We start from the raw sequence: 24,191 nt of genomic DNA on the forward strand, positions 1-24,191 counted from the left end.
CTGGGCCGGCCAGGGGTGCCCGGTGCGGGACCTCACCTCGTCGGTCAGTGGGTGGAGGGACGCTGCGCGCCGAACCCCATCGCACCGAGGACCTTGCCGGCCACCGGGCCGACGATCACGGCCACGACCGCACCCACCGCGAACAGCCAGACGTAGTCCCAGCCGAGCGCCACGGCGACGGTCATGAGCAGCGCCCCGAACATGATCACCGTGACAGCGGTCCAGGCGGCCACCGAGTTGCCGTGCCCGTACGGGTCGTGCTGATCCTGCTCCGGAGGCTTCGGGTGTTCCTTGGTGCCCGACATGGTGTCCCCTTTCGTACGGCCACATTCTTCCGGCTCGATCGAGCCAGGGCCGATGGAAACAAAGCCCCAGGGCCTTGACAGACGATATCGGGTCCACAGGTCCCGGGCGCGGTGCGCCCCCTGTCCGGCGCAGACGTGGCGCCGGCGGCGACCTCAGTCGCCGCCACCACCGCCCCCGCCGCCGCCGTCCGAGCCACTGGACGAGCCACTGGACGAGCCACCGTCCGCACCGCTTGCCGAACCACCGCCCCCACCGCTGCCACCGGCGTCCCCGCTGTGGCTGTTGTCACCGCTGTCGACGGGGTCGGACGTCAGGTCCTCGCCCCGGTTCTGGGCGTCCCAGACGTCCGCGGAGTCCACCCAGCCGCCCGTCACCGCCGGGGCGGCCGGGGACGACGACGCCGCACCGGTCTTGTTGCTGTCACGCTCGAACCGGCGGCCGGTGACCGGCCAGGACCGGCTGCCGACCACCCCGAGCACCCCGGCCAGCGCCACCAGTACCGCGCCGACGACGTAGATCCAGCCCCAGAGGTTGAGGTGGATCGAGTAGTCGAAGCTGTCGAGGAAGCTCCCGCCCAGGCTGAGGGTGTCTCGCAGGGCGTCGGAGGCGGCGTCGTCGGGCGCGCTGATCGCGCTCACCCCGCTGACCGCGAGCGCGACGCCGGCCACCAGGAAGCCGAACGGGATGAGGAACCGCACCACCCGCCCGGCGATGGTCAGGACCAGCGCGGCGGCACCCACCGCGAGGGCCACCGCGGCCCCGGCCGGCGCGGCCTGGCTGCCCTTGATCGCGATCGCGCCGAACGAGGTCAGGGAGTCCACCTGGACGGTGCCCCAGGACCGGGAAACGCCGAGCAGGATCACGCCGGCCCCGAGCAGGGCGGTCAGGATCACGGTGCGACGGCCGGTCAGGGCCCGGGGACCGCCCGGGGCGGCCGGGCCCTGACCGAGCCCGGCCTCCTCGACGACGGGTGAACTCATACGGCCTCACCGTCGTCCTCAATCAGGCTCTCGCCGATCGGGCGCATGGTGGAGGCCACGGAGACGGCGCGGAGCACGGCGGCGGCCTTGTTCCGGCACTCCTCGTCCTCCTTCTCCGGCACCGAGTCGGCCACGATCCCGGCGCCGGCCTGCACGTGCGCAACGCCCTCGCGCAGGAGCGCGGTGCGGATCGCGATCGCGAAGTCCATGTCGCCGGCCACGTCGAGGTACCCGACGACCCCGCCGTAGATGCCGCGGCGCACCGGCTCCAGGTCGTCGATCAGCTGCATGGCACGGGGTTTCGGCGCACCGGAGAGCGTGCCCGCGGGGAAGGTGGCCCGCAGCACGTCGTAGGCGCTGCGGCCCGGCGACAGCTCACCCTCGACGGTCGAGACCAGGTGCATGACGTGGCTGTAGCGCTCGACCTCCATGAAGTCGACCACCTCCACGGTGCCCGCGGCGCAGACCTTGCCCAGGTCGTTGCGGGCCAGGTCGACGAGCATCAGGTGCTCGGCGCGCTCCTTGGTGTCGGCGAGCAGTTCCTCGGCCAGGTCGTTGTCCTCGCCGGCGGTGGCACCGCGCGGGCGGGTGCCGGCGATCGGGTGGGTGATCGCGCGCCCGCCGCTGACCTTGACCAGGGCCTCCGGGCTGGAACCGACCACGGCCAGCTCCCGGCCGGCCGCGTCCTCCGTCCGGTACAGGTACATGTAGGGGCTGGGGTTGGACGCCCGCAGCACCCGGTACACGTCCACGGCGTCGGCCGGGCAGTCCACGTCGAATCGCTGCGAGAGCACCACCTGGAACACCTCGCCGTCGACGATGGCGCGCTTGCCGGTGAGCACCGCGTCGAGGTACTCGTCGCGGGTGCTGCGCTCGCGGTAGGGCACCTGGGCCGGGGCCGGCTCGTGAGTGGCCACCGTGCTGGGCGCGGGCTCGGCGAGCTGGCGGGTCATCCGGTCGAGGCGGGCGACGGCGTCGGCCCAGGCCTCGTCCACCCGCTCGTCGGTGCCGTCGTAGTTCACCGCGTTGGCGATGAGCAGCAGGCTGCCGTCGGAGTGGTCGAGCACGGCCAGGTCGGTGGCCAGGCTCATCGCCAGTTCCGGCACCTCGAGCTCGTCGTGCGGCGGGTTCGGCAGCTTCTCCCAGCGGCGCACCGCCTCCCAGCCGACGTAGCCGACCATGCCGCCGGTGAGCGGGGGCAGGCCGGGCAGCCGGGGCGCGCGCAGCGCCTCGACCGTGTCGCGCAGCGCGGCCAGCGGGTCACCCCCGGTGGGGACGCCGGCGGGCGGGTCACCGATCCAGTGCGCGACGCCGTCGCGGGAGGTCAGGGTGGCGCGGCTGGCGGCACCGACGATGCTGTAGCGCGACCAGACCCCGCCGTGCTCGGCCGATTCCAGCAGGAAGGTGCCGGAGCGGTCGCCGGCCAGTTTGCGGTAGACGCCGATCGGGGTCTCGCCGTCGGCCAGGAAGCGGCGCACGACCGGGATCACCCTGCGGTCGGCGGCCAGGCGGCGGAAACCGTCCAGGTCGGGCCAGGTTCCGCCGAAACCCAGGTTCGTGGGGACGTCCTCGGTGCTGGTACGCGCGCTGGTCACGGTCACGCGGGGCTCTCCTCGGTGATGGAGGTGGCGGGGATGGCGGGGGTCAGTACCGGGCCGGTGACCGCGTCGAGCCGGCCGGAGTCGAAGCAGGTGTGGTCGCCGGTGTGGCAGGCCGCGCCGACCTGGTCGACGGTGACGAGCAGGGCGTCGCCGTCGCAGTCCAGCGCCACGGACTTCACCCACTGCACGTGGCCGGAGGTGTCGCCCTTGCGCCAGTACTCCTGCCGGCTACGGCTCCAGAACGTGACGCGGCCGGTGGTGAGGGTGCGATGCAGGGCCTCGTCGTCCATCCAGGCGATCATGAGCACCTCGCGGGTGTCCCACTGCTGGATGACGGCGCTGACCAGGCCGTCGGGGTTGCGCTTCAGCCGGGCCGCCAGCTCGGGCGCCAGCGGGGAGCCGGTCGAAGGATCTACGGGGGTCGCACTCACCCGGCCAATAGTGGCACCGACGGCGGTGCACCCGTGTCACCAGCCCCAAGGTTGCGATTTGGTAGCGGTCGCACCGGTGCACAGAGGCTTCACATGTTGTTGACGTGCATGGAGGTGTCCGTTCACTGAATGATGGCCGGATGCCCACCTTGCTGCACATCGGTGCCCCGAAGACGGGGACCACCGCCGTCCAGGCGTCCCTGGAAGATCTGAAGCACCGCACCGAGGGCGGGCTGGAGGCCTACGGTCTGAGCATGCCCGGCACCCCGCTGGAGCAGGCCCGGGCCGCGCTCGGCGTGCTCGGCCAGGGTGTGGGCTGGCAGGCCGCGGACCGGCCGAAGAGCGACAAGCACTGGCCCCGCCTGCTGGCCCAGGTGCAGGCCGCGCAGGGGCTGCGGTTCGTCTCCAGCGAGTACCTGTGCGAGGCCTCCGAGCCGATCGCCGGCAAGATCGTCGAGGATCTCGCGACCCTGGACGGGCCGGAGGGGCCCCGCGATGACGTGCACGTCGTGCTGACGCTGCGACCGCTGACCCGGATCATGCCCTCGGCCTGGCAGCAGTACCTGAAGAGCGGCCACCAGCTGCCCTACGAGCAGTGGTGCCGGGCGATGCTCGCCAGCCCTCCGAAAAAGGGTGTGACGCCCTCGTTCTGGCGCCGTCACGACCAGGCCGCGGTGCTGCGCCGCTGGGCCGCCGCGGTGGGGCCCGCCAACATCACCACCGTGGTGCTCGACCCGGCCGACCGGGGCCTGCTCATGCGCACCTTCGACGACCTGCTGAACCTGCCGGCCGGAACCCTGACCGGGGTGGCCGGGGGCCGGCAGAACCGGTCGATGTCCGCGGCCGAGAGCGAGCTGTTCCGCCGGCTCAACGTGCAGCTGCGCGACCGTGACTTCCCCTGGAAGGAGTACGCCAACCTGATCCGCTACGGCTCGATCCTGCGCACGGTCGAGCTGATGCCCTCGGAGGGCGGCGCGGCGGTGCACACGCCGGACTGGGCCGTCGAGCGGGCGGTGGAGCTGGCCGGGTCGTACCGGGAGACGATCGACGAGCTGGCCGCGGCCGGGATGACCGTGATCGGCAAGCCGGACCTGCTCACCGAGGCCTATGCCGGTGCGCCGCACGACCTCCCGGCGCCGGACGTGGTGCCCGTGGACACCGCGGTGGAGGCCATCCTCGGGGTGGTCTCCCGGGCCGGCACCGGCAACGCGTTCTTCCCGGACGAGGTCGAGCGGGGCATCGGCGAGCAGGAGGGCCTGCCCGGCTCGGCCCGCACGCCCAAGGAGATCACCCGGATCGAGGACCTGTCGGCCCGCGAGATCAGCGAGGTGCTGGCCGGGCGGGTACGCAAGGGCGTGCGGCGGCGCTACCGCAGTCAGCGCCGCCGCCTGGTGCGCATCGCCCGGCGCGGGCACCTCACCCCGCAGCAGAAGGTGGACGCCCTGGAGCCGCTGGACGACGACCCGCGGGCCGCCGCGGCGAGCGACAGCCCGGACCAGTTCGGCTGACCGGCCGGATCGGCTGATCCGGGCCGGGTTTCAGCTCTCCGTGCTGGGGCGCGAGGTCTGGCTGCGCCAGGACGCGTACATGCGCCGGTAGGGCTCGCAGCGCTGGAGCAGCTCGGCGTGCGGGCCGACGTCGGCCACCTCGCCCCGGTCGACCACGACGACCAGGTCGGCGGCCTCCGCCGTGCTGAGCCGGTGGGCGATGGTGACGGACGTGCGGCCGCGGGTGATGCCGTCGAGCGCGGCCTGGAGTTTCACCTCGGTGGCCGGGTCGACGGCCGACGTGGCCTCGTCGAGCACCAGCAGGTCAGGATCGGCCAGGTAGGCGCGGGCCAGGGCGAGCAGCTGCCGCTCCCCCGCCGACAGCGACTCGCCGCGCTGCCCGACCGGGGTGTCGAGCCCTCGCGGCAGGCCCCGCGCCCAGTCCAGCAGCCCGAGCTCGGCCAGCGCCTGCTCGACCTGCTCGCGGGTGGCGCCCTCACGCCCCCAGGCGATGTTGTCGGCCAGGCCGAGGTCGAACAGGAACCCTTCCTGCGGCACCATGACGATGCGCGAGCGCAGATTGGCGAAGCTGATCCGGCGCAGGTCCTCGCCGTCGATCAGCACCCGGCCCTCGGCCGGGTCCATCAGCCGGGTCAGCAGCTTGGCCAGAGTGGTCTTGCCCGAACCGGTTTCGCCGACCACCGCGACCCGGGCCCGCTCCGGGACGGTCAGCGTGACGTCGCGCAGCACCGGCTCACCGCCCGGGTAGGCGAAGGTGACGTGCTCGAAGCGCACCCCGATCGGGCCGCGCGGCAGGCTCACGCCGTTCTCGCCCGGATCGACGATGTCGGCCGGGGTGTCGAGCACACCGATGACGCGCCGCCAGCCGGCCGCGGCGTTCTGGAGCTCGTTGAGCACCTCGGTGCCCATCTGCACCGGCGTGGTGAACAGCTGCACCAGGAACAGCACGGCCAGCAGCTCGCCCAGGGTGATGCCGCCGTCGATGCCGATGCGCAGGCCGACCACCACGACCGCGGCAATCACCAGGCCGGACATCAGCACCCCGCCGGTGAAGGACCCGGCCACCAGCCGCTGGGCCCGGGCGGCCGAGCGGCGGTGCTGCTCGATCGAGGTGTCGATGCGCTGCTGGGTGCGCGCCTGCACGGCGTAGGCGCGGATGGTGTCGGCGCCGACCACCGCCTCGGAGATCGCGCCGAGCATCTCGCCGACCCGCTCACGCACCGTGCCGTAGGCCACCGAGACCCGGCGCTGCAACGGCCGAAGGATCAGGAACACCGGCAGGAAACAGGCCCAGACCAGCAGGGTGAGCTGCCAGGAGTAGACCGCCATCACCACGGTGGCGATCAGCAGCTGCCCGGCCGACAGCACCAGCAGCAGCCCGCCCCACTGCACGAAGGTCGAGATGGTGTCGACGTCACTGGTGACCCGGGCCACCAGGGCGCCGCGCCGCTCACTGTTCTGGGTGAGCACCGACAGGTCGTGGATGTGCCGGAACGCCTTGACCCGCAACGTCGCCAGCCCGGCCTCGGTGGCCTGGAACAGCCGCACGTTGCTGACGTACGAGGCGGTGGCGGTGACGAGCAGGCCCAGCGCGGCCACCCCGACCAGCCGCAGCACCAGGCCGATGCGGACCCCGTCGTCGCCGGACAGCCCGGAGTCGGTGACCTGCTGCACGGTGATCGGCACCAGGATGCGCCCGCAGGTGGCGAGCAGGGCCAGGAACAGCGTGAGCCAGACGCCGCGCACCAGTTCGGGTGAGAGCTCCACGCCCCGGCGCAGCACCTGCCACGCGGTCATCCGGTTGCCGGCCAGACCGTGCCCGCCGGCCGGATCACCCTGCGCTCCGCCGGAATCCGGCGACCCGGTGCGCCCGGTGCCTTCGGTGGGGCCCGTGGGTTCTGCGGGCTCGGTGGCCTCCACAGCGGTCGCGCTCATCGCCGCGTCATCTCCGTCAGGTCGTTCTCGTCTTCCTCGTCGAGGCCCGCCGCCACCAGTCCGGCAGCGAGGTCGTCCGGGCGCTCCGGATCCTCGTCGTCGTGGTCGTAGGCCGTGACCAGCCGCCGGTAGCCGGCGCTGCGCGTCAGCAGTTCGGCATGGGTGCCGCGGTCGGCGATCCGGCCGTTCTCCAGGTAGGCCACCTCGTCGGCGAGCGCGATGGTGGCCCGCCGGTAGGCGATCACCACCACGGTCACGCCTGAGCCGCGACCTGAGCCGTGACCGGAGTCGTCACCTGAGTCATCGCCGGAGTCGTCACCGGTGTCATCGCCCGACAGGCCTCCCAGCCCGGCCAGGATCTCCGCCTCGATACGCGGGTCGATGGCCGACGTGGCGTCGTCGAGCACCAGCAGCCGGGGCCGCCGCACCAGAGCCCGGGCCAGGGCCAGACGCTGCCGCTGCCCGCCGGACAGGTCGGCCCCGCGCTCGCCGATCACCGTGTCCAGGCCGTGCGGAAGGTGTTTCACGAACCCGTCCGCCCGGGCCACACCGAGCGCCCGCCAGACGTCGTCGTCGCTGTAACGGGCATCGCCCAGGGTGATGTTGTCGCGCACCGTGTCGTTGAACACGAAGGTGCCCTGCGGCACCAGCGCGGCCAGCTCGGCCACACCCCCGGCACGCAGGTCGCGGGCGTCGTGGCCGTCCAGCCGGACCACACCCTTGGCCGGGTCGACCAGCCGCACCAGCAGCGTGGCCAGTGTGGACTTGCCCGAGCCGGTGGGCCCGACCAGTGCCAGCGTGGTGCCGGGCCGCACGGTCAGATCGACGTCGTGCAGCACCTCGTAGTGCTCGCCGGCCTCGTCGGTGTAGGCGTAGGCCACCTCTTCCAGCCCGACCGCGACCGCACCGCCGGCGGCCGGGGCCACCGAGCCATAGGGCATGGCGTCGGTCTCGGCCAGCACGGCGCTGGTGCGTTCCCAGCCGACCACGGTGCGCGGGATCTCGCCCAGCACCCAGCCCATCGAGCGCAGCGGGAACGCGACCAGGCTGAGCAGGTAGGCCACCTGCACCACGTCGCCGGTGTCGGCGTGGCCGCCGCGCACCCGCCAGGCGCCGACCGCGAGCACGCTCAGCGTGCCGAGCGTGGGGATGGCCTCCATCAGCGGGTCGAAGGCGGCGCGCAGCCGCCCGGCCCGCACGTTGGCGTGGCGCAGCCGGGCCGCGGTGACCGCGAACCGCTCGGTCTCGGACGCCTCCCGGCCCAGGCTCTTGACCACGGCCGCGGCCTCGAGGCTCTCGTGCGCGACGCTGGACACCTCGCCGCGCTCGGCCTGCGCATGGGTGACCGCGGGCGACATGTAGCGCTGGTAGACGGCGTTCAGCACGACCACCCAGGGCAGCACCAGCAGCCCGACCGCGCCGAGCACCGGGTCGGCCAGCACCATCGCCACCGAGGCGACGAGCAGCATGACCACCACACCGATCGCCATCGGCAGCGGTGCGAACACCTGCCAGGTGGCCTCGACGTCGGCGTTCGCGTTGGACAGCAGCACCCCGGCCGGGTGCCGGTGGTGCCACTCCAGGGGCAGCCGCAGGTACTGCCGGGTGAGCAGGCGGCGGTAGCGCGCCATCAGCCGGAACGAGGTGAGCCCGGCCGCCACCCGCCGGCCTACCACACCGACCGCGGTGAGCACCGCGACCCCGGCCAGGGCCAGGCCGGTCAGGGTGAGGTCACGCCCGCTGATGCCGCCCCGCTCGAACGCCGGGGCCAGCACCCGGTCGGTGACCCGGCCCAGCACCCAGCCACTGCCAGCCGTGCCCGCGCCGTACAGCGCCGACATCAGCACGGCGACCGAGAAGATCGCCGGCTCCTGCCGGATGCCGATGCCGATCACCCGGATCCCGCGCAGCAGCGTGCCCGGCCGTTTCTCACCCGCGTCCCGCTTCACCACGCGGGTACCTCCTGTCAACGCTCACGCAACGATCGCGGGCACACTTCCGCCCGATCCAGGAATCTAGACGCCACCACCGACAGAATCGCGAACGCGCAACCGATCCCAATCGGGCCGAACGTCACGTCGTCGGTGATCGCCTCCTGTGTCAAGGTGAGCGCATGCCCTCGCATTCCGCAGCGGAACGGCAGGCTCTCGCCGACGCCCTCACCGAGGCCGGTCCCGGCGCTCCGACCCTGTGTTCCGGCTGGACCACCACCGACCTGGCCGCCCATCTCGTCCTCCGGGAGGGCCGCCCGCACGTGCGGCTGGCCGGAGGGATCGCCCCGCTGAAGAGCTGGGCCGCGCAGCAGGAGCAGGACCACACCGCACGTCCCTACGCCGACCTGGTCGCCACCTTCCGCAACGGCCCGCCGCGGGTGTCACCGTTCGGGCTGCCGGGCGTGGACGAGCGGGCCAACCTGCTGGAGCACTTCGTGCACTGCGAGGACGTGCGCCGGGCGGTGCCGGACTGGCAGCCGCGCGAGCTGCCCGGCGAGCGGCAGGCGGCGTTCTGGAAGACGATCAGCGGTGTCTTCGGCAAGCTGATGCTGCGCCGGGCCGACATGCCCGTCAGCCTCCAGGTGCCGGGCGGTCAGCCCACCGAGATGCGTAAGGGCGTCGGGGGCGTGGTGCTGACCGGCGAGCCGGGCGAGATCGCGATGTACCTGTTCGGCCGCAAGGACCACGCCCGGGTGCAGATCATCGGCTCCGAGGAGCAGGTCGCCCGGTTCCGCGCGGCCCCCATGCGCACCTGACGAGCCTCCAATCATGGACGACGACCGCCGCGCGCGGTCGTCGTCGTCCATGATTGGAGGGGTGTCAGCGGACGGCGGTGCCCGCTGCCCGCAACGCGTCCTTCACGTCACCGATGGTCAGCTGGCCGAAGTGGAACACGCTGGCGGCCAGCACCGCGTCGGCACCGGCCGCGACGGCCGGCGGGAAGTGCTCCACCGCGCCGGCCCCGCCGCTGGCGATCAGCGGCACGCCCACCTCGTCGCGCACCAGACGCAGCAGCTCCAGGTCGAACCCGGCCTTGGTGCCGTCGGCGTCCATCGAGTTCAGCAGGATCTCGCCGGCGCCCAGCTCGGCGCCGCGCGCGGCCCAGTCGACCGCGTCGATGCCGGTGCCCTTGCGCCCGCCGTGCGTGGTCACCTCGAAACCGGAGGCCGTGTGCGTGCCCGGCGGGCAGCGCCGGGCGTCCACCGACAGCGTCAGCACCTGGGCGCCGAAGCGGTGCGCGACCTCGGCGATCAGCTCGGGCCGCTGGATCGCCGCGGTGTTCACGCCGACCTTGTCGGCCCCGGCGCGCAGCAGCCGGTCCACGTCGTCGACCGAGCGCACGCCACCACCCACGGTGAGCGGAATGAAGACCTGCTCGGCGGTGCGGGACACCACGTCGTACATCGTCTCGCGCCCCGAGGACGAGGCGGTGACGTCGAGGAAGGTCAGCTCGTCGGCGCCCTCCGCGTCGTAGCGGGCGGCGAGCTCGACCGGGTCACCGGCGTCTCTCAGGCCCTCGAAGTTGACGCCCTTGACGACGCGCCCGGCGTCGACGTCCAGGCAGGGGATGACTCGTACGGCAACCGGCACGGGCGACAGCGTAGTGTCCGCCGGGTGATCCCCGGCTCCCGGCTGTGGTCGCAGCAGGTCGCCGACCACGTGCTGCGACTGGCCGACCACGCCCGGGCACGGCGCCCGGCCGGCGCGGCCACCACGGTGCTGGCCGTCGACGGGCCCAGCGGGGCCGGCAAGTCGACGCTCGCCGACGAGCTGTTCACCGCCCTGGGCCCTGGTCTGGCCGCCCTGGTGCGGATGGAGGATCTGTACCCCGGCTGGGACGGGCTCGAGGCCGCCACCGTCCGCCTGGCCACCGAGGTGCTGCCGCCGCTGCTGCGCGGCGAGCCGGCCCGGTACGCCCGCTGGGACTGGACCGCCGACCGCTACGGCCCGATTCAGGACCTTGTGCCCGTGAAAGAGGTGACCATTGCCGAGGGTGTCGGCGCGGGCGCCCTGCTGGCCGCCCCGATGGTGTCGGCGCTGATCGTCGTGGACGCCCCTGAACAGGTCAGACATGATCGTGCGATGGCCCGGGACGGGGAGGGCTATCGGCCCCACTGGCAACGCTGGGCGGCCCAGGAACAACGCTATTTCCGCAGCGACGCACCGGCCGGCCGGGCAGACCTGCTGCTCCTTCCAGGTTCTGTCCAGGCTCGCGGTCTACGCTGACCCGCGTGTCCATGCGGGTCGAGAAATCTTCGGGGTTCCTGACGGACGGGCGACGACAGTGGGTCGGCCTGGTGCTGCGGCTGCTCGCCGGTGGGGTGTTCCTCTACACCGGCTGGGCCAAGCTCCAGGACATCGACGACACCATCCGCTCGGTGCGCAACTACCAGTTGCTGCCCGAGGCGGTCGTGCCCACGGTCGGCACCGCGCTGCCGGTGGTCGAGCTGATCGTCGGTGTGCTGCTGGTGGCCGGCGTGCTGACCAAGGTGGTCTCGGTGGTGACCGGGCTGATCAGCCTGGCGTTCTTCGTCGGCGTGGCCTCGGCCTGGGCGCGCGGCCTCCAGATCGAGTGCGGCTGCTTCGGCAACAGCGGGTTCACCAGCAACCCGGTGCCCGGATACGTGCGTGAGCTGGTGCTGAACGGCGCGATCATGCTCGCCTGCGTGTGGTTGTTCCGCCGCGGTGCGGGCCGGTTCTCACTGGACACCGCGCTCGGGCTGACCGTGACCGACCCGGGCCCGGCCGCCGGTGACGCGGACCTCGCCGACATCGACGCGGACGAGATCGACGACCCCGAGGACACCCCGGCCGCCCCGCGGCAGACGTAGACAAGCGAGACGATCGGAGTCACAGACATGGCGAGCGGACGCTCGACCCGGGATGCGCGTCAGGCGAAGGTCGCCGAGATGCGCGCCCAGGCCGCCAAGGCCGAGGCCAGGCGGCGCAACCTGCTGATCAGCGGCATCGTGGCAGCACTGGCGGTGGTGATCGTCGTCGGCTTCGTGGTGGTGCAGAACGCCAGCCGCGACGACAAGTCCGTCTCCGACGCCACCCCGGCGAACATCGGCACGGACAACTCGATCGTCGACGGCGAGGACAGCGCGCCGGTCAAGGTCGTCGTCTACGAGGACTTCCAGTGCCCGTACTGCGCGCAGTTCGAGGCCGCCAACCGGGAACAGCTCGCCCAGTACGTCAAGGACGGCGACGTGCAGGTGCAGTACCGGCCGATCGCGTTCCTCGACCGCGCCTCCACCGACGACTACTCCACCCGTTCGCTGAACGCGGTGGCGGCGGTCGTGAACTCCTCCCCCGACGCGTTCCTGGAGTTCCACAACCTGCTCTTCGAGAACCAGCCCGAAGAGGGTGGCGCCGGCCTGACCGACGACCAGCTGGTGGACTACGCCGTGCAGGCCGGGGCGGACGAGGCGACGGTGAAGACGGCCGTGGACGACATGACCTACGAGGGCTGGACCGCCGACGTCACCGACGCGGCCTCCCAGGCGGGCGTCTCCGGCACCCCGACGGTCAAGATCAACGACACCGCCCTGGAGAGCCTGGACGCGGCGTCGCTGAAGACCGCCGTGGACAAGGCGCTGGCGGCAGCCAAGTAATGGCGAGGGTCTCGGTCACCTACTGCACGCAGTGCAACTGGCTGCTGCGTGCGGCCTGGGTGGCGCAGGAACTGCTCCAGACGTTCGGCACCGAGCTGGACGAGGTGGCGCTGGTGCCGGGCACCGGTGGGGTGTTCCGCGTGCACGTGGGCGAGACGCTGGTGTGGGACCGCAAGCAGGACGGCGGGTCTCCCGACATCGTCGAGGTGAAGCGCCGGGTGCGGGATCTCGCCGCACCCGGTCACGACCTCGGTCACGCCGACCGGAAGAAGAACTAGAGGCGACTCAGGCGGAGCGGTGGTGGTACGCGATCAGCGTGGCCAGCCGCTCCGCCTCGGCCCGGGCCGGCTCACCGTCGGCCCTCTGCACGGCCATCACTGCCACCGGGTCGCCGTCAGCGGTGGCCAGCGTGACCCACGGGTCACCGCCGGAGAAGTGCAGTCCCTCGATCTCGGCCCAGCTCAGGTTCCGGGTGATCAGCAGGTTGCGCACCACCAGGCCCTCGGCCGACGGATCGGCCCGCACCCCGCCGAACCGGCTCAGCGCCCAGCCGATGATCGCGGCGACCACCAGCATCCCGATCCGGTCCTTGATGCCCACCACGTTCGGCCCGGACCAGGGAAGCAGCAGTGCGCAGGCGGTCAGCGCCAGTGCCTGCCCGATCCCCCCGGCCCAGGCCATGATCCGGCCGCGCCGGGAGACGAACGGGCGGTGCAGGTCGGCGACGGCCTGATCGCGGGACGACACGGTCACAGGTGCTTGTACACGTCGTCGAGGCTGATGCCCTTGGCGATCATCATCACCTGGAGGTGGTAGAGCAGCTGCGAGATCTCTTCCGCGGCGGCCTCGTTCGACTCGTACTCCGCGGCCATCCACACCTCGGCGGCCTCCTCGACCACCTTCTTGCCGATGGCGTGCACCCCGGCGTCGAGGGCGGCGACCGTGCCGGAGCCCTCCGGTCGGGTCTCGGCGCGCTGGGTCAACTCGGCGAACAGGGCCTCGAACGTCTTCACAACCAGAGACTATCCGTGAAGACGCCCGGGCCCGACGTCAGGCCGTCACACCGGCAGCGGCAGGTTTTTCAGCACCAGTGCGGCGGCCACCGCGGCGGTGGCGGCCTCGTGCCCCTTGTCCTCCCGGGAGCCGGGCAGACCGGCCCGGTCCAGGGCCTGCCGCTCGTCGTCGCAGGTGAGCACCCCGAACCCGACCGGCACCCCGGTGCGCACGCTGACGTCGGTCAGACCGTTCGTGGCGGCCTCGCAGACGTAGTCGAAATGCGGTGTGCCGCCCCGGATCACCACTCCGAGCGCGATCACCGCGTCGACGCCGGCGGCGGCCAGCCGGGCGGCCGCCACCGGCAGCTCGAAGCTGCCCGGCACCGCCACCTCGACCACGTCCTTCACCCCGGCGTCGGCCAGACCCCGGCGAGCGCCGTCGAGCAGCCCGTTCATCACCTGCTCGTGCCAGCCCGCGTGTGCCAGCCCGACCCGCAGCTGCGAGCCACCCTCCACCGTGATCGTGGGCGCGCCCTCGCCACTCATCGTCGTCCTCCTGCTGTGTCGTTGTTCAGGTCGTCGAGCTGGTGCCCCATGAGGTCCCGCTTGCTGGTCAGGTAGGCCTGGTTGTGCCGGTTCACGCCGACCTGGAGGCCGATCCGCTCGGTCACCGTGACGCCGTGCTCGGCCAGTCCGGTGAGCTTGGCCGGGTTGTTGGTCAGCAGGCGGATCGAGTCCAGGCCGAGGTCGTCGAGAACGGCTGCGGCGGCGCCGTACTCGCGGGCATCGGCGGGCAGGCCCTGCGCGGTGTTGGCCGCGACGGTGTCCAGGCCGGAGTCCTGCAACTGGTAGGCGGTGAGCTTGGCCAGCAGGCCGATGCCCCGGCCCTCGTGGCCGCGCAGGTAGATCACCACGCCGCCCTCGGCCGCCACCCGGTCCATCGCCGCGTCGAGCTGGGGGCCGCAGTCGCAGCGCCGGGAGCCGAACGCGTCGCCGGTCAGGCATTCCGAGTGCACCCGCACCAGCGCCCCGGCGGCGGCGGGCTCCCCCGCGACCAGCGCCACGTGCTCGTGGCCGGTCAGCATGTCGCGATAGGCCAGCGCCCGGAAGTCGCCGTGATCGGTCGGCAGCAGGCTGGTGGCCACCCGGCGGACCCGCGGCGGCGTGCCGGCCGGGCCCTCGGGCACCGCGCCCGGGTGCCGCTCGCGATAGGCGACCAGGTCCTCGATGCTGATCAGCGGCAGCCCGTGGGTGTCGGCCAGCGCCCGCAGGCCGGGCAGGCGGGTGACCGGACCGGCGTCCTCGACCACCTCGGCCAGCACCCCGACCGGCGGCAGGCCGGCCAGCACGCACAGGTCCACGGCGGCCTCGGTGTGGCCACGGCGTTCCAGCACCCCGCCCGGCCGGGCCCGCAGCGGGAACACGTGGCCGGGGCGCACCAGGTCTTCCGGCACGGTCAGGCCGTCGGCCAGCAGCCGCAGGGTGACCGAGCGATCGGCCGCGCTGATCCCGGTCGAGATGCCGGAGCGGGCGTCGACGGACACGGTGTAGGCCGTGCGCAGCGACTCCTGGTTGCGCTCGACCATGTGCGGCAGCTGGAGGGCGTCCGCGCGGTCGTCGTACATCGGGGCGCAGAGCACGCCGGAGGTGTGCCGGATCGTCCAGCCCACCCATTCCGGGGAGGCGTTGACGGCGGCCATGATCACGTCGCCCTCGTTCTCCCGGTCGGCATCGTCCACGACCAGCACGGGCAACCCGGAACGCAGTGCCTCAACGGCCTTCTCGACCGGGTCGAGGTCGAGGGCGGGCCCGTCCCAGATCGTCTGCGCGTGCACCCGCAGGTCGCTCATCGTGTCGCCACCGTCTCTTCCGTGATCGTGGGGACGGGAGCGGTGTTCAGTCGCTCCACGTACTTCGCCAGCACGTCCACCTCGAGGTTGACCGGCTCACCGACGGCCCGGCGCCCGAGGGTGGTGCGCGCCAGAGTCTCCGGGATCAGCGACACGGTGACGACACTTCCGCCGCCGGAGGCGGCCGGGAGGTCGGTGAGATCGGCCACGGTCAGCGAGACGCCGTCCACGGTGATGGAGCCCTTGGCCACCACGTAGCGGGACAGGGCGGCCGGGACGGCGATCCGGACCAGTTCCCAGCGGTCGCCCGGCACCCGTTCCGTGACGGCGCCGGTGCCGTCGACGTGGCCCTGCACGACATGGCCGCCGAAGCGGCCGTCCGCCTTCAGCGGGCGCTCCAGGTTGACCGGCGAGCCGGGCCCGGCGGTGCGCAGCGAGGACCGCTCGAGGGTCTCGGCCATCACGTCGGCGGTGAAGGTGTCACCGGCGAGCTCGACCACGGTGAGACAGACCCCGTTGACCGCGATGGACGCGCCGGGAACGGCGTCGGAGGTGACCACCGGGCCGCGCACGGTGACCCGGGCGGAGTCCGCCCCGGGCACGAGTTCGACGATCTGGCCCAGCTCTTCAACGATCCCGGTGAACATCGGTGACCCTCCTGCCGCGTGTGTCGCGGGCTCCGGGGGTCACGACGCGGGCAGAGGCCGGCCACAGGCCGACGCGTCGTTCGGCACCGCGGCATCCCCCAAGGGAACGCCGACGGCACCGCGTGCTGCCTCCCATCCGGACTTTAACCGTCGGTCCTGGAATTCCACCAGGTCAACCGGCCGCCGAGGCGGACGGGTCGCGGACTGTCACCGCCGGTTCGGAATTTCACCGACCCCGGAGCACGCACTGTCTTGTTGCTGTTCGGCCAACAGTCTGCCACCGAACCTTGTTCCCAGGAATGCCGGGGTGGTCCGGTCAGGGCCGGACGGGTGAACCAGGGACGACGAAAACCGGCCGACCGTAACGATCTGCCGCCTCAGCAGGCCTTCTGCGCCAGCGTCCGCAGCTCGGAAATGCGCGCCGCGGCGTCGTCGGCGCCGTACACGGCAGAGCCGGCCACGAACACGTCGGCGCCGGCCTCGGCGCACCGCTCGATCGTGGCCGCGGACACGCCGCCGTCGACCTGGATCCAGACGTCCAGCCCGGAATCCTTCACGGCCTGCCGGGTGCGGCGGATCTTCGGCAGCATCGACTCCAGGAACGGCTGACCGCCGAAGCCCGGCTCGACCGTCATGATCAGCAGCATGTCGATCTCGGGCAGCAGCTCGAGGTAGGGCTCGATCGCCGTGGTGGGCTTGACCGCCAGGCCCGCCCGGGCACCGGCCCGGCGCAGCTCACGGGCCAGCCGGAGCGGGGCGCCGGCGGCCTCGGCGTGGAAGGTGACGCTCTTGGCGCCGGCCTCGGCGAAGGCCGGGGCCCAGCGGTCCGGGTCCTCGATCATCAGGTGGCAGTCCACCGGGACCGGCGAGACCCTGAGGATCGACTCGACCACCGGCAGGCCGAGCGTCAGGTTCGGGACGAAATGGTTGTCCATCACGTCGACGTGCGCCCAGTCGGCGTCGGCGATGCGCTCGAGTTCGCTGCCGATCCGGGAGAAGTCGGAGTTCAGGATGCTGGGAGAGATCTGGATGCCCACGGCGGCAAAGCCTAGTGCGGATCTGGCTGCCCGTCGCAGGGGCCTCGGTCCTCAGGGTTGACCTCAACCTCGGTTGAGCTTCGAGGATCGCTCCATGACCACATCCCGGCCGGAGACCGGCCACGACGAGCTGACCCCGCAGATCCTGGCCTATCTGGCCGGCCAGACCCTGGGCCGGCTGGCGACCGTGGACCCCCGGGGCGCCCCGCAGAACAGCCCGGTCGGCTTCACGCACAACGCCGAGCTGGGCACCGTCGACATCCGCGGCTGGAACCTCGGCGACTCCCGCAAGTTCCGCAACGTCGAGAAGAACCCGGCGGTCTCGCTGGTGATCGACGACATCGCCTCGCGCGACCCCTGGCGGGTGCGGATGGTGGAGATCCGCGGCACGGCCGAGGCCCTGCGCGGCGTGCCCGCCGACGGCGGCAGGTCGGGCGAGCTGATCCGGATCCACCCGCACCGGATCATCAGCTTCGGCCTGGACGGCGAGGCCCCGCCGGACTGACCACTCCGGCGGAGCCGGCCGATCAGGCGCGGCGCCGCAGCAGGCTCAGAAACATCGAGTCGGTGCCGTGCAGGTGGGTCCACAGCTGCACGGCCGGGCCGTCGCCGAGGAACAGCTCGTCACCGTGGCCGGGCAGACGGCGCGAGCCGATCAGGTCGCGCAGCACGCCCGGGCTGTCGAGACGCTCCACGTCGTCGCGACCGCGCAGCACGTCGTCCACCACCATCCGGGTCTCGGCCGGGTGCGGCGAGCAGGTGGCGTAGGCCACCACGCCGCCCGGCCGGACCGCGGCCAGCGCCGACTCCAGCAGCGCCCGCTGCAACGGGGCCAGCGAGGTGAGGTCGGAGGGGGCGCGGCGCCAGCGCGACTCCGGGCGGCGCCGCAGCGCACCCAGACCGGTGCACGGCACGTCGACGAGAACCCGGTCGTAGCGCCCCGGTTCGGCCTCACCGACGGTGCGGCCGTCACGCACCCGCACGTCGTAGGCGCAGCGGATCGCGGCCAGCGACTGCTGCACCAGACCCGCCCGGTGCTCCGCCGACTCCACCGCCACCAGCTCGGCGTCGTCGCCCACCAGACCGGCGGCGTGCCGCTCGGACAGCAGCGCGGCCAGCAGCGCCGCCTTGCCGCCCGGGCCGGCGCACAGGTCGAGCCACAGTCCCCGGTCGGGTCCGGTGGTGGGCGCGGCGGCGGCCCCGAGGGCGACCAGCTGGCTGCCCTCGTCCTGCACCCGGGCCCGGCCCTGCCGGATCGCGGCGATCTCGTCGGGCGCGCCCTTCAGCACGGCCGCGACCGGCGACAGCACCCCCGGCCGGGCGTGCGGGCCCTCGGTCAGCTCGGCCACGTCGGACAGGCCGGGCAGCGCGGCGGCGACCACCGAGGGCCGGGCGTTGTGCGAGGCCAGCAGCTCGGGCAGCTCCTGCGCCGGGCGGCCGGTGCCGCGCAGCGCGTCGCGCAGCCCGCGCACGATCCACTCCGGGTGCGAGTAGGTGACGGCCAGGTTCCCGTCCGGGTTCTCCTGCGCGTCCGGCGCGACCCGGGCCAGCCACTCGTCCACGTCGCGCTCGCCCACCCGGCGCAGCACCGCGTTGGCGAACCGGGACGCGCCCGGCCCACTGACCGAGCGCACCAGGTCGACGGTGGTGGACACGGCCGCATGCGGCGGGACCCGCATGTGCAGCAGCTGGTGCGCGCCCAGACGCAGGGCGTCGAGCACCGCCGGGTCGATCTCGGCGACCGGCCGGTCGGTGCCCGCCGCGATGATCGCGTCGTAGCTGCCGCGCCCGCGCAGGGCACCGTAGGCCAGCTCGGTGGCCAGACCGGCGTCCCGGCCGCGCAGCCGGGCCCGGCGCAACATGCCGGGCAGGATCAGGTTGGCGTAGGCGTCGCGCTCGGTGACCGCGCGCAGCACCTCGTAGGCCACCGCCCGGGCCGGGTCGACCGCGAGCGGACGGCCCCCGGAAGGCCGCGAGCCCTCCCGGGAGTCACGGGCACGACCGGATTTTCCGGCCTGGCGCGGGGGCCGCGACGGGCGGCCGGCCGGAGCCTGCTTGCTCATGAGGCACCCCCGGTCGCCGCGACGGCCGATCCGGTGGACGACGGGGAGACCGGCCCGGCCTCTCCGTCGTCCGTGATTCCGAGTCGCTCACCGGTACCCGGCCGCGCGCCACGCGCCCAGTCGACGGCGGCCATCGCCTTCTTGCCCGCCGGTCGCACCTCGCCCAGCCGCACATTGCCCGACGCGGTGCCGGCCAGCACCGCCTTCTTCTGCACGTGCAGCTCGCCCGGTGCCAGGACCGGCTCGGCCTCGGGCACCGGCTCGACCGGGCCCAGGCCCAGCCGGTCGCCGCGGAACGTGGTCCAGGCGCCCGGCGCCGGCGTGCAGCCGCGCACCCGCCGGTCCACGGCCACCGCGGTCAGGTTCCAGTTCACCTGCGCGTCCTCAGTGGTGATCTTGGGCGCCAGCGACACCCCCTGGTCGGGCTGCGGCCGGGCCTCGGCCGACCCCGAGGCGATCGCGTCCAGCGCCGCCACCAGCAGCGCCGAGCCACCGTCGGCGAGCCGGCCGAGCAGGTCGCCGGCCGTGTCGCGGGGGCGGATCGTCTGCGTCATCACGCCGAACACCGGGCCGGTGTCGAGGCCCTTCTCCAGCTGGAACACCGACGCGCCGGTGACCTGGTCACCGGCGATCAGGGCGTGCTGCACCGGGGCCGCGCCGCGCCAGGCGGGCAGCACCGAGAAGTGCAGGTTGATCCAGCCGTGCACGGGCACATCGAGGGCACGCTGCGGCACCAGTGCGCCGTAGGCGATGACGGCCACACAGTCGGGAGCGAGCTGCCCGAGCTCGTCGAGGAACTCCGGATCACCCGGCTTCACCGGCTGGAGCACCGGCAGGTCGTGCTCGTCACCCCACTGCGCGACCGGCGAGCGGGAGACCCGGCGTCCACGACCGGCGACCGTGTCGGGCCGGGTCAGGACGGCGATGATCTGGTGGTCGGAGGCGTGGATCGCCTCCAGGGACGGCAGGGCCACCTCAGGGGTGCCCGCGACGATGATGCGCACGGTGGAGTCTCGCTGACGTTTCTCGGAACGATCTAGATGGCGCGCCCGAAGGTGGCGTGCGGGCTGACCTTGACCTGCGGCGGGGTGCCACCGGCCCATTCGGCCTCACGGATCGCCTTCAGCGCGAGCTTGCGGGTGTCGCGGTCGAGCCGGTCGATGAACAGGATGCCGTCGAGGTGGTCGGTCTCGTGCTGGATGCAGCGGGCCAGCAGCTCGCTGCCCTCGATCGTGACCGGCTCACCGTGCTGGTCGAAGCCCTTGGCCACCACGCGCAGCGAGCGCTTGGTGTCGAACACCAGGTCGGGCAGCGACAGGCAGCCCTCGCCGCCGTCCTGCTGCTCGTCGGACAGGTCCAGGTCCGGGTTGATCAGGTGACCGAGCTGACCGTCCACGTAGTAGGTGAACACCCGCAGCCCGACACCGATCTGCGGGGCCGCCAGACCGGCGCCCGGCGCGTCGAGCATGGTGTCTTCCAGATCTTTGACCAGGGTGCGCAGCTCACGGTCGAAATCGACGACCGGCTCGGCCCGGGAGCGGAGCACGGGGTCGCCGAACAGGCGGATGTTCTGGATAGGCACCGCACGAGTCTACGGGGCGACCGCAAACCGCCGGGCCGATCGCCCACGGATCCGGCATTTCATCGGTAACCGTTCCGGAACATCCGGAAACGCCGTCGCAACCAGGCGCTCCTACCCTCCGGAATCCGGATGTCACAGCCAGCACCGCCGATCGGAGCCCGATGACCACCAGCCGCCCCCTCCCGCCCACCGGTAGCCCGCTGAGCCGGCGCCGTCTGTTCCAGGCCGGGGCGCTGGCGCTCACCGGTAGCGCGTTCCTGGCCGCCTGCGGCTCGGACTCCGAGGCCGCCGGCAAGACGACGGGCGCGTCGGGCGACTTCGGCGAGATCGCGATCCAGCTGTCGTGGATCAAGAACATCGAGTTCGCCGGCGAGTACATGGCGACCACCAAGGGCTACTACGAGAAGGCGGGCTTCTCGAAGGTGGAGCTGCTGGCCGGCGGCGCGTCGGGCACCAGCGCGGAGTCGGCGCTGGCCACCGGCAAGGCCTTCGTCGGGCTGTCCACCCCCACGGTCACCGGCCCGGCGGTCCTGGAGGGCGCGCCGCTGAAGATCGTCGGCACGACCTACCAGAAGAACCCGTTCTGCATCCTGTCCATCGACAAGGACCCGATCGCCACGCCGCAGGACATGGTGGGCAAGAAGATCGGTGTGCAGACCGGCGCCAACCAGGTGATCTTCGCGGCGCTGCTGAAGGCCAACGGCATCGACGAGAAGGACGTCGAGATCGTGCCGGTGCAGTTCGACCCGACCGTGGTCACCACCGGCGAGGTCTCCGGCTTCATGAGCTACATCACCAACGAGCCGATCCTGCTGTCCTCGCGCGGTTTCGAGGTCACCACGTTCCTGATGGCCGACCACGAGCTGCCGTTCGTGGCCGAGACCTTCACCGTGCTCCAGGACTCGATCGACAACGAGCGGGAGAAGGTCAAGGCGTTCCTCAAGGCCGAGATCCAGGGCTGGCGCGACGCGGTCGCGAGCCCGGACGAGTCGGCCGACCTCGCCGTCAACAATTTCGGCAAGGACCAGGGGCTGAAGCTGGACGAGCAGGTGAAGGAGGCCACCGCGCAGAACGACCTGATCGTCAGCGAGGACACCGAGGCCAACGGCCTGTTCACGATGACCCAGGAGCTGATCGACGCGAACATCGAGCTGCTCGCCCTGGCCGGCACCACGATCACCGCCGACCAGCTGTTCGACCTGTCGCTGCTGGCCGAGGTGTACGCCGAGAACCCGGACCTGAAGAGCGCATGACGTCCGCCGCGCCGGGCAGCACCGAACCGGTCACCACCGCCGCCGGCATCACCCTGGAAGGGCTGGGCAAGACCTTCCGGCTGGGCCGGCGGTCCGTCACCGCGCTCGAGGGCGCCAGTTTGAGGACGACGCAGGGCTCGTTCCTCTCGCTGCTCGGTCCCTCCGGCTGCGGCAAGTCGACGATCCTGCGGGTGCTGGCCGGGCTGGAGACACCCACCGAGGGCCGGGCGCTGGTGCACGACGAGACGCCGCAGCAACTGCGCGGCCGGCACCATCTCGGCATCGCCTTCCAGGACCCGGCCCTGTTGCCCTGGCGCAGCGTGCGCACGAACATCCGCCTGCCGCTGGAGATCTCGGGCCTGAAGGTGGACCCGGGCTACATCGACGAGCTGATCGGGCTGGTCGGCCTGACCGGGTTCGAGAAGGCCCGCCCGGCCCAGCTGTCCGGCGGCATGCGCCAGCGGGTGTCGATCGCCCGGGCCCTGGTGGTGAAGCCGTCGGTGCTGCTGCTGGACGAGCCGTTCGGGGCGCTGGACGACATGACCCGGCAGCGGCTGAACCTGGAGCTGCTGCGGATCTGGACGGAGAAACCGGCCACCACGCTGATGGTCACGCACGGCATCAGCGAGGCGGTGTTCCTGTCCGACGTGGTGGCCGTGATGAGCCCCCGCCCGGGCCGGATCGTCGAACTGGTGCCGATCGACCTGCCCCGGCCGCGCACCCCGGAGATGATGCGCACGCCGGAGTTCCACGCCCTGGCCGACCGGCTGTCCGAGCTGCTGTTCGGCACCGGCGGCGCGGCGACGGGTGCGATGTGACGGCGCAGCCGGGCTCCTCGTCGTCCATCGTTCGTGCCTATCCGGCCTGGCTCGGTGGTCTGGTGGGCACCGTGCTGCTGGTCGGGCTGTGGTGGCTGCTGGCGGCGACCGTGTTCGCCGACGCCGGTTCGGTGCCGACCCCGTGGGCGGTGGTGCGGCAGATGGGTGACGACGGCTGGGACTTCTACGCCACCAACGCCGGGATCACCCTGCGCGGAGCGGCTCTCGGCTTCGCCTGGGGCAACCTGGCGGCGCTGGCCGTGGCCGCCCTGGCCCTGCTGCTGCCGCCGCTGGAGACCGTGGCCACACAGCTCGCGGTGATCAGTTACTGCATGCCGCTGACCGCGATCGGCCCGATCGTGCTGGTGATCTTCGGCGGCCGGGCCCCCACCGTCTTCCTGGCCGCGCTGTCGGTCTTCTTCACCACCCTGATCGGCTCGCTGCTCGGGCTGAAGGCCGCCGACCGCACCAGCCTCGACCTGGTCGCGGCCTACGGCGGCGGGCGGTTCGCCCAGCTGCGCAAGGTGCGGGTGGTGGCCGCCCTCCCCCACGTGCTGAACGCCCTGAAGATCGCCGCACCGGCCGCCATGCTGGGCGCGATCATCGGTGAGTACCTGGGCGGCATCGACAACGGCCTGGGCGTGGTGCTCACCGTGGCGCAGCAGCAGTACCTGGTGCCGCGCACCTGGGCGCTGATGCTGGTCACCGGGGCGCTGGCCGGTCTGGGCTACGGCCTCTTCGCACTGGTCTCGCGGTTCGTCACGCCGTGGTCGAGCGGGGCCGCGTCGTGAGCGGGGTGAGCCGGGCGGTGCTGCGGGCCCTGGCGCCGCTGCTGGTCTCGGCCGTGGTGGCGGTCGCGGCCTGGGAGGCGTTCCTGCGGGCCTTCGACGTCAACCCGCTGGTGGGCAAGGACCCGGCGGCGGTCTGGGCCTACCTGTTCACCGATGCTGACGCCGCCGCCAACCGCACCGACGTGCTGGAGCCGCTGCTGGTCACGCTGAAGGACGCGTCGCTCGGCTTCGGCGGAGGCCTGGTGGTGGCGCTGCTGGTGGCCGTCGTGTTCGTGCTGTCCCGCAGCGTCGAGCAGGCCTTCCTGCCGGTCGCGATGCTGCTGCGCTCGGTGCCGCTGGTAGCGATGACCCCGCTGATCACGCTGGTGTTCGGGCGTGGCCTGGCCGGGGTGTCGGTGATCGCCGGGATCGTGGTGTTCTTCCCGGCGCTGGTGACGGTCGTGTTCGGCCTGCGCTCGGTGAACCCGCAGGCACGTGACCTGGTGGAGGCCTACGGCGGCGGCCGGGCCACGGCCCTGCGCAAGGTGGCCCTGCCGGCCGCCCTGCCCTCGCTGTTCGCGGCCATGCGGATCTCGGTGCCGGGTGCGCTGATCGGGGCACTGGTGGCCGAGTGGCTGGCCACCGGCAAGGGCGTGGGCGGCGAGATCCTGCGCGACATCGGGGCGTTCGGCTACGACCACCTGTGGGCCTCGATCATCGTGCTGACCGCCGTGTCGGTGCTGCTGTACACCGTGCTGGGGCTGATCGAGCAGCTGGTGCTGGCCCGGTTCGGCGAGGCCTGACGCC

At 72.5% G+C, this 24,191-nt stretch carries 27 protein-coding genes and 1 riboswitch; of the genes, 11 read left to right on the forward strand and 16 right to left on the reverse strand.

Annotation, left to right across the window (positions count from 1 at the left end):
• Positions 1–44 precede the first annotated feature (44 nt).
• The 4 genes from KIH74_RS08150 to hisI form a co-directional block, all read right to left on the reverse strand.
• Positions 45–305 (reverse strand): HGxxPAAW family protein, encoded by a 261-nt coding sequence (locus KIH74_RS08150; protein ID WP_214155197.1) that lies wholly within the window; start codon positions 303–305, stop codon positions 45–47.
• Between the two features lie 153 nt (positions 306–458).
• On the reverse strand, positions 459–1,286 hold the full coding sequence (locus KIH74_RS08155) for a Trp biosynthesis-associated membrane protein (RefSeq protein WP_214155198.1): 828 nt from the start codon (positions 1,284–1,286) through the stop codon (positions 459–461).
• Entirely contained in the window at positions 1,283–2,881 is a 1,599-nt protein-coding gene (locus KIH74_RS08160; protein ID WP_372492025.1) for an anthranilate synthase component I, read from the reverse strand. Before KIH74_RS08160 ends, KIH74_RS08155 begins: the two co-directional genes overlap by 4 nt.
• 2 nt (positions 2,882–2,883) lie before the next feature.
• Positions 2,884–3,318, reverse strand: coding sequence for a phosphoribosyl-AMP cyclohydrolase (hisI, locus tag KIH74_RS08165; RefSeq protein WP_308113652.1), 435 nt, complete (start codon positions 3,316–3,318; stop codon positions 2,884–2,886).
• A gap of 140 nt (positions 3,319–3,458) precedes the next feature.
• Between hisI and KIH74_RS08170 the strand changes: the two genes are divergently transcribed.
• On the forward strand, positions 3,459–4,826 hold the full coding sequence (locus tag KIH74_RS08170) for a hypothetical protein (protein WP_214155199.1): 1,368 nt from the start codon (positions 3,459–3,461) through the stop codon (positions 4,824–4,826).
• Positions 4,827–4,856: 30 nt separating this feature from the next.
• Here KIH74_RS08170 and KIH74_RS08175 read toward each other — a convergent pair whose 3' ends face one another.
• Positions 4,857–6,761, reverse strand: a complete 1,905-nt coding sequence (locus tag KIH74_RS08175; RefSeq protein WP_246571911.1) for an ABC transporter ATP-binding protein — start codon at positions 6,759–6,761, stop codon at positions 4,857–4,859.
• Positions 6,758–8,713 carry an ABC transporter ATP-binding protein gene (locus KIH74_RS08180; RefSeq protein ID WP_308113654.1) on the reverse strand — a complete coding sequence of 652 codons (1,956 nt, stop codon included), beginning with the start codon at positions 8,711–8,713 and terminating at the stop codon, positions 6,758–6,760. The genes KIH74_RS08175 and KIH74_RS08180 overlap by 4 nt, the downstream gene beginning before the upstream one ends.
• A gap of 161 nt (positions 8,714–8,874) precedes the next feature.
• Here KIH74_RS08180 and KIH74_RS08185 point away from each other — a divergent pair, with 161 nt between their 5' ends.
• On the forward strand, positions 8,875–9,510 hold the full coding sequence (locus KIH74_RS08185; RefSeq protein WP_214155200.1) for a TIGR03085 family metal-binding protein: 636 nt from the start codon (positions 8,875–8,877) through the stop codon (positions 9,508–9,510).
• A gap of 64 nt (positions 9,511–9,574) precedes the next feature.
• Here the strand turns inward: KIH74_RS08185 and hisF are convergent, their stop codons facing one another.
• Entirely contained in the window at positions 9,575–10,345 is a 771-nt protein-coding gene (gene hisF / locus KIH74_RS38435; RefSeq protein WP_214155201.1) for an imidazole glycerol phosphate synthase subunit HisF, read from the reverse strand.
• A gap of 24 nt (positions 10,346–10,369) precedes the next feature.
• Here hisF and KIH74_RS38440 point away from each other — a divergent pair, with 24 nt between their 5' ends.
• The 4 genes from KIH74_RS38440 to KIH74_RS08210 are packed head-to-tail and all read left to right on the forward strand — an operon-like array spanning position 10,370 to position 12,647.
• Complete coding sequence (locus tag KIH74_RS38440; RefSeq protein WP_214155202.1) at positions 10,370–10,981, forward strand: nucleoside/nucleotide kinase family protein; 612 nt, start codon at positions 10,370–10,372, stop codon at positions 10,979–10,981.
• An 11-nt stretch (positions 10,982–10,992) separates the two neighbouring features.
• A complete protein-coding gene (locus KIH74_RS08200) occupies positions 10,993–11,586 on the forward strand; it encodes a DoxX family protein (RefSeq protein WP_246572036.1) in 594 nt (197 codons plus the stop codon).
• 27 nt (positions 11,587–11,613) lie between these two features.
• Positions 11,614–12,369, forward strand: coding sequence for a DsbA family protein (locus KIH74_RS08205; RefSeq protein WP_214155204.1), 756 nt, complete (start codon positions 11,614–11,616; stop codon positions 12,367–12,369).
• Complete coding sequence (locus KIH74_RS08210; RefSeq protein ID WP_214155205.1) at positions 12,369–12,647, forward strand: Rdx family protein; 279 nt, start codon at positions 12,369–12,371, stop codon at positions 12,645–12,647. Before KIH74_RS08205 ends, KIH74_RS08210 begins: the two co-directional genes overlap by 1 nt.
• Positions 12,648–12,654: 7 nt before the next feature.
• Here KIH74_RS08210 and KIH74_RS38445 read toward each other — a convergent pair whose 3' ends face one another.
• The 6 genes from KIH74_RS38445 to rpe form a co-directional block, all read right to left on the reverse strand.
• Positions 12,655–13,116 carry a PH domain-containing protein gene (locus KIH74_RS38445; RefSeq protein ID WP_214155206.1) on the reverse strand — a complete coding sequence of 154 codons (462 nt, stop codon included), beginning with the start codon at positions 13,114–13,116 and terminating at the stop codon, positions 12,655–12,657.
• Positions 13,117–13,118: 2 nt separating this feature from the next.
• Positions 13,119–13,382 (reverse strand): phosphoribosyl-ATP diphosphatase, encoded by a 264-nt coding sequence (locus KIH74_RS08220; RefSeq protein WP_372492014.1) that lies wholly within the window; start codon positions 13,380–13,382, stop codon positions 13,119–13,121.
• A gap of 45 nt (positions 13,383–13,427) precedes the next feature.
• A complete protein-coding gene (gene ribH, locus KIH74_RS08225; RefSeq protein WP_214155207.1) occupies positions 13,428–13,910 on the reverse strand; it encodes a 6,7-dimethyl-8-ribityllumazine synthase in 483 nt (160 codons plus the stop codon).
• Positions 13,907–15,214: a bifunctional 3,4-dihydroxy-2-butanone-4-phosphate synthase/GTP cyclohydrolase II gene (locus KIH74_RS08230; RefSeq protein WP_214155208.1), complete on the reverse strand. Its 1,308-nt coding sequence runs from the start codon at positions 15,212–15,214 to the stop codon at positions 13,907–13,909. Before KIH74_RS08230 ends, ribH begins: the two co-directional genes overlap by 4 nt.
• Positions 15,211–15,861, reverse strand: coding sequence for a riboflavin synthase (locus tag KIH74_RS08235; RefSeq protein WP_214155209.1), 651 nt, complete (start codon positions 15,859–15,861; stop codon positions 15,211–15,213). Before KIH74_RS08235 ends, KIH74_RS08230 begins: the two co-directional genes overlap by 4 nt.
• A gap of 118 nt (positions 15,862–15,979) precedes the next feature.
• Positions 15,980–16,109: riboswitch (FMN riboswitch) on the reverse strand.
• Between the two features lie 129 nt (positions 16,110–16,238).
• On the reverse strand, positions 16,239–16,898 hold the full coding sequence (rpe, locus tag KIH74_RS08240; protein WP_214155210.1) for a ribulose-phosphate 3-epimerase: 660 nt from the start codon (positions 16,896–16,898) through the stop codon (positions 16,239–16,241).
• A gap of 94 nt (positions 16,899–16,992) precedes the next feature.
• Between rpe and KIH74_RS08245 the strand changes: the two genes are divergently transcribed.
• Positions 16,993–17,403: a PPOX class F420-dependent oxidoreductase gene (locus tag KIH74_RS08245; RefSeq protein WP_214155211.1), complete on the forward strand. Its 411-nt coding sequence runs from the start codon at positions 16,993–16,995 to the stop codon at positions 17,401–17,403.
• A gap of 22 nt (positions 17,404–17,425) precedes the next feature.
• Here KIH74_RS08245 and KIH74_RS08250 read toward each other — a convergent pair whose 3' ends face one another.
• From KIH74_RS08250 to def, 3 genes are read right to left on the reverse strand one after another with little or no spacing between them, the layout of a single operon-like run.
• Positions 17,426–18,961, reverse strand: coding sequence for an RsmB/NOP family class I SAM-dependent RNA methyltransferase (locus tag KIH74_RS08250; RefSeq protein WP_214155212.1), 1,536 nt, complete (start codon positions 18,959–18,961; stop codon positions 17,426–17,428).
• Positions 18,958–19,965, reverse strand: a complete 1,008-nt coding sequence (fmt, locus tag KIH74_RS08255) for a methionyl-tRNA formyltransferase (protein ID WP_214155213.1) — start codon at positions 19,963–19,965, stop codon at positions 18,958–18,960. Before fmt ends, KIH74_RS08250 begins: the two co-directional genes overlap by 4 nt.
• A 32-nt stretch (positions 19,966–19,997) precedes the next feature.
• A complete protein-coding gene (gene def, locus KIH74_RS08260) occupies positions 19,998–20,543 on the reverse strand; it encodes a peptide deformylase (RefSeq protein WP_214155214.1) in 546 nt (181 codons plus the stop codon).
• 161 nt (positions 20,544–20,704) lie between these two features.
• Between def and KIH74_RS08265 the strand changes: the two genes are divergently transcribed.
• From KIH74_RS08265 to KIH74_RS36055, 4 genes are read left to right on the forward strand one after another with little or no spacing between them, the layout of a single operon-like run.
• A complete protein-coding gene (locus tag KIH74_RS08265; protein WP_214155215.1) occupies positions 20,705–21,796 on the forward strand; it encodes an ABC transporter substrate-binding protein in 1,092 nt (363 codons plus the stop codon).
• Positions 21,793–22,614: an ABC transporter ATP-binding protein gene (locus KIH74_RS08270; protein ID WP_214155216.1), complete on the forward strand. Its 822-nt coding sequence runs from the start codon at positions 21,793–21,795 to the stop codon at positions 22,612–22,614. Before KIH74_RS08265 ends, KIH74_RS08270 begins: the two co-directional genes overlap by 4 nt.
• A complete protein-coding gene (locus tag KIH74_RS08275; RefSeq protein ID WP_214155217.1) occupies positions 22,611–23,405 on the forward strand; it encodes an ABC transporter permease in 795 nt (264 codons plus the stop codon). The genes KIH74_RS08270 and KIH74_RS08275 overlap by 4 nt, the downstream gene beginning before the upstream one ends.
• Positions 23,402–24,187 carry an ABC transporter permease gene (locus tag KIH74_RS36055; RefSeq protein WP_214155218.1) on the forward strand — a complete coding sequence of 262 codons (786 nt, stop codon included), beginning with the start codon at positions 23,402–23,404 and terminating at the stop codon, positions 24,185–24,187. Before KIH74_RS08275 ends, KIH74_RS36055 begins: the two co-directional genes overlap by 4 nt.
• Positions 24,188–24,191 lie beyond the last annotated feature (4 nt).

It is taken from the genome of Kineosporia corallincola (genome assembly GCF_018499875.1).
Taxonomy (GTDB): Bacteria; Actinomycetota; Actinomycetes; order Actinomycetales; family Kineosporiaceae; genus Kineosporia; species Kineosporia corallincola.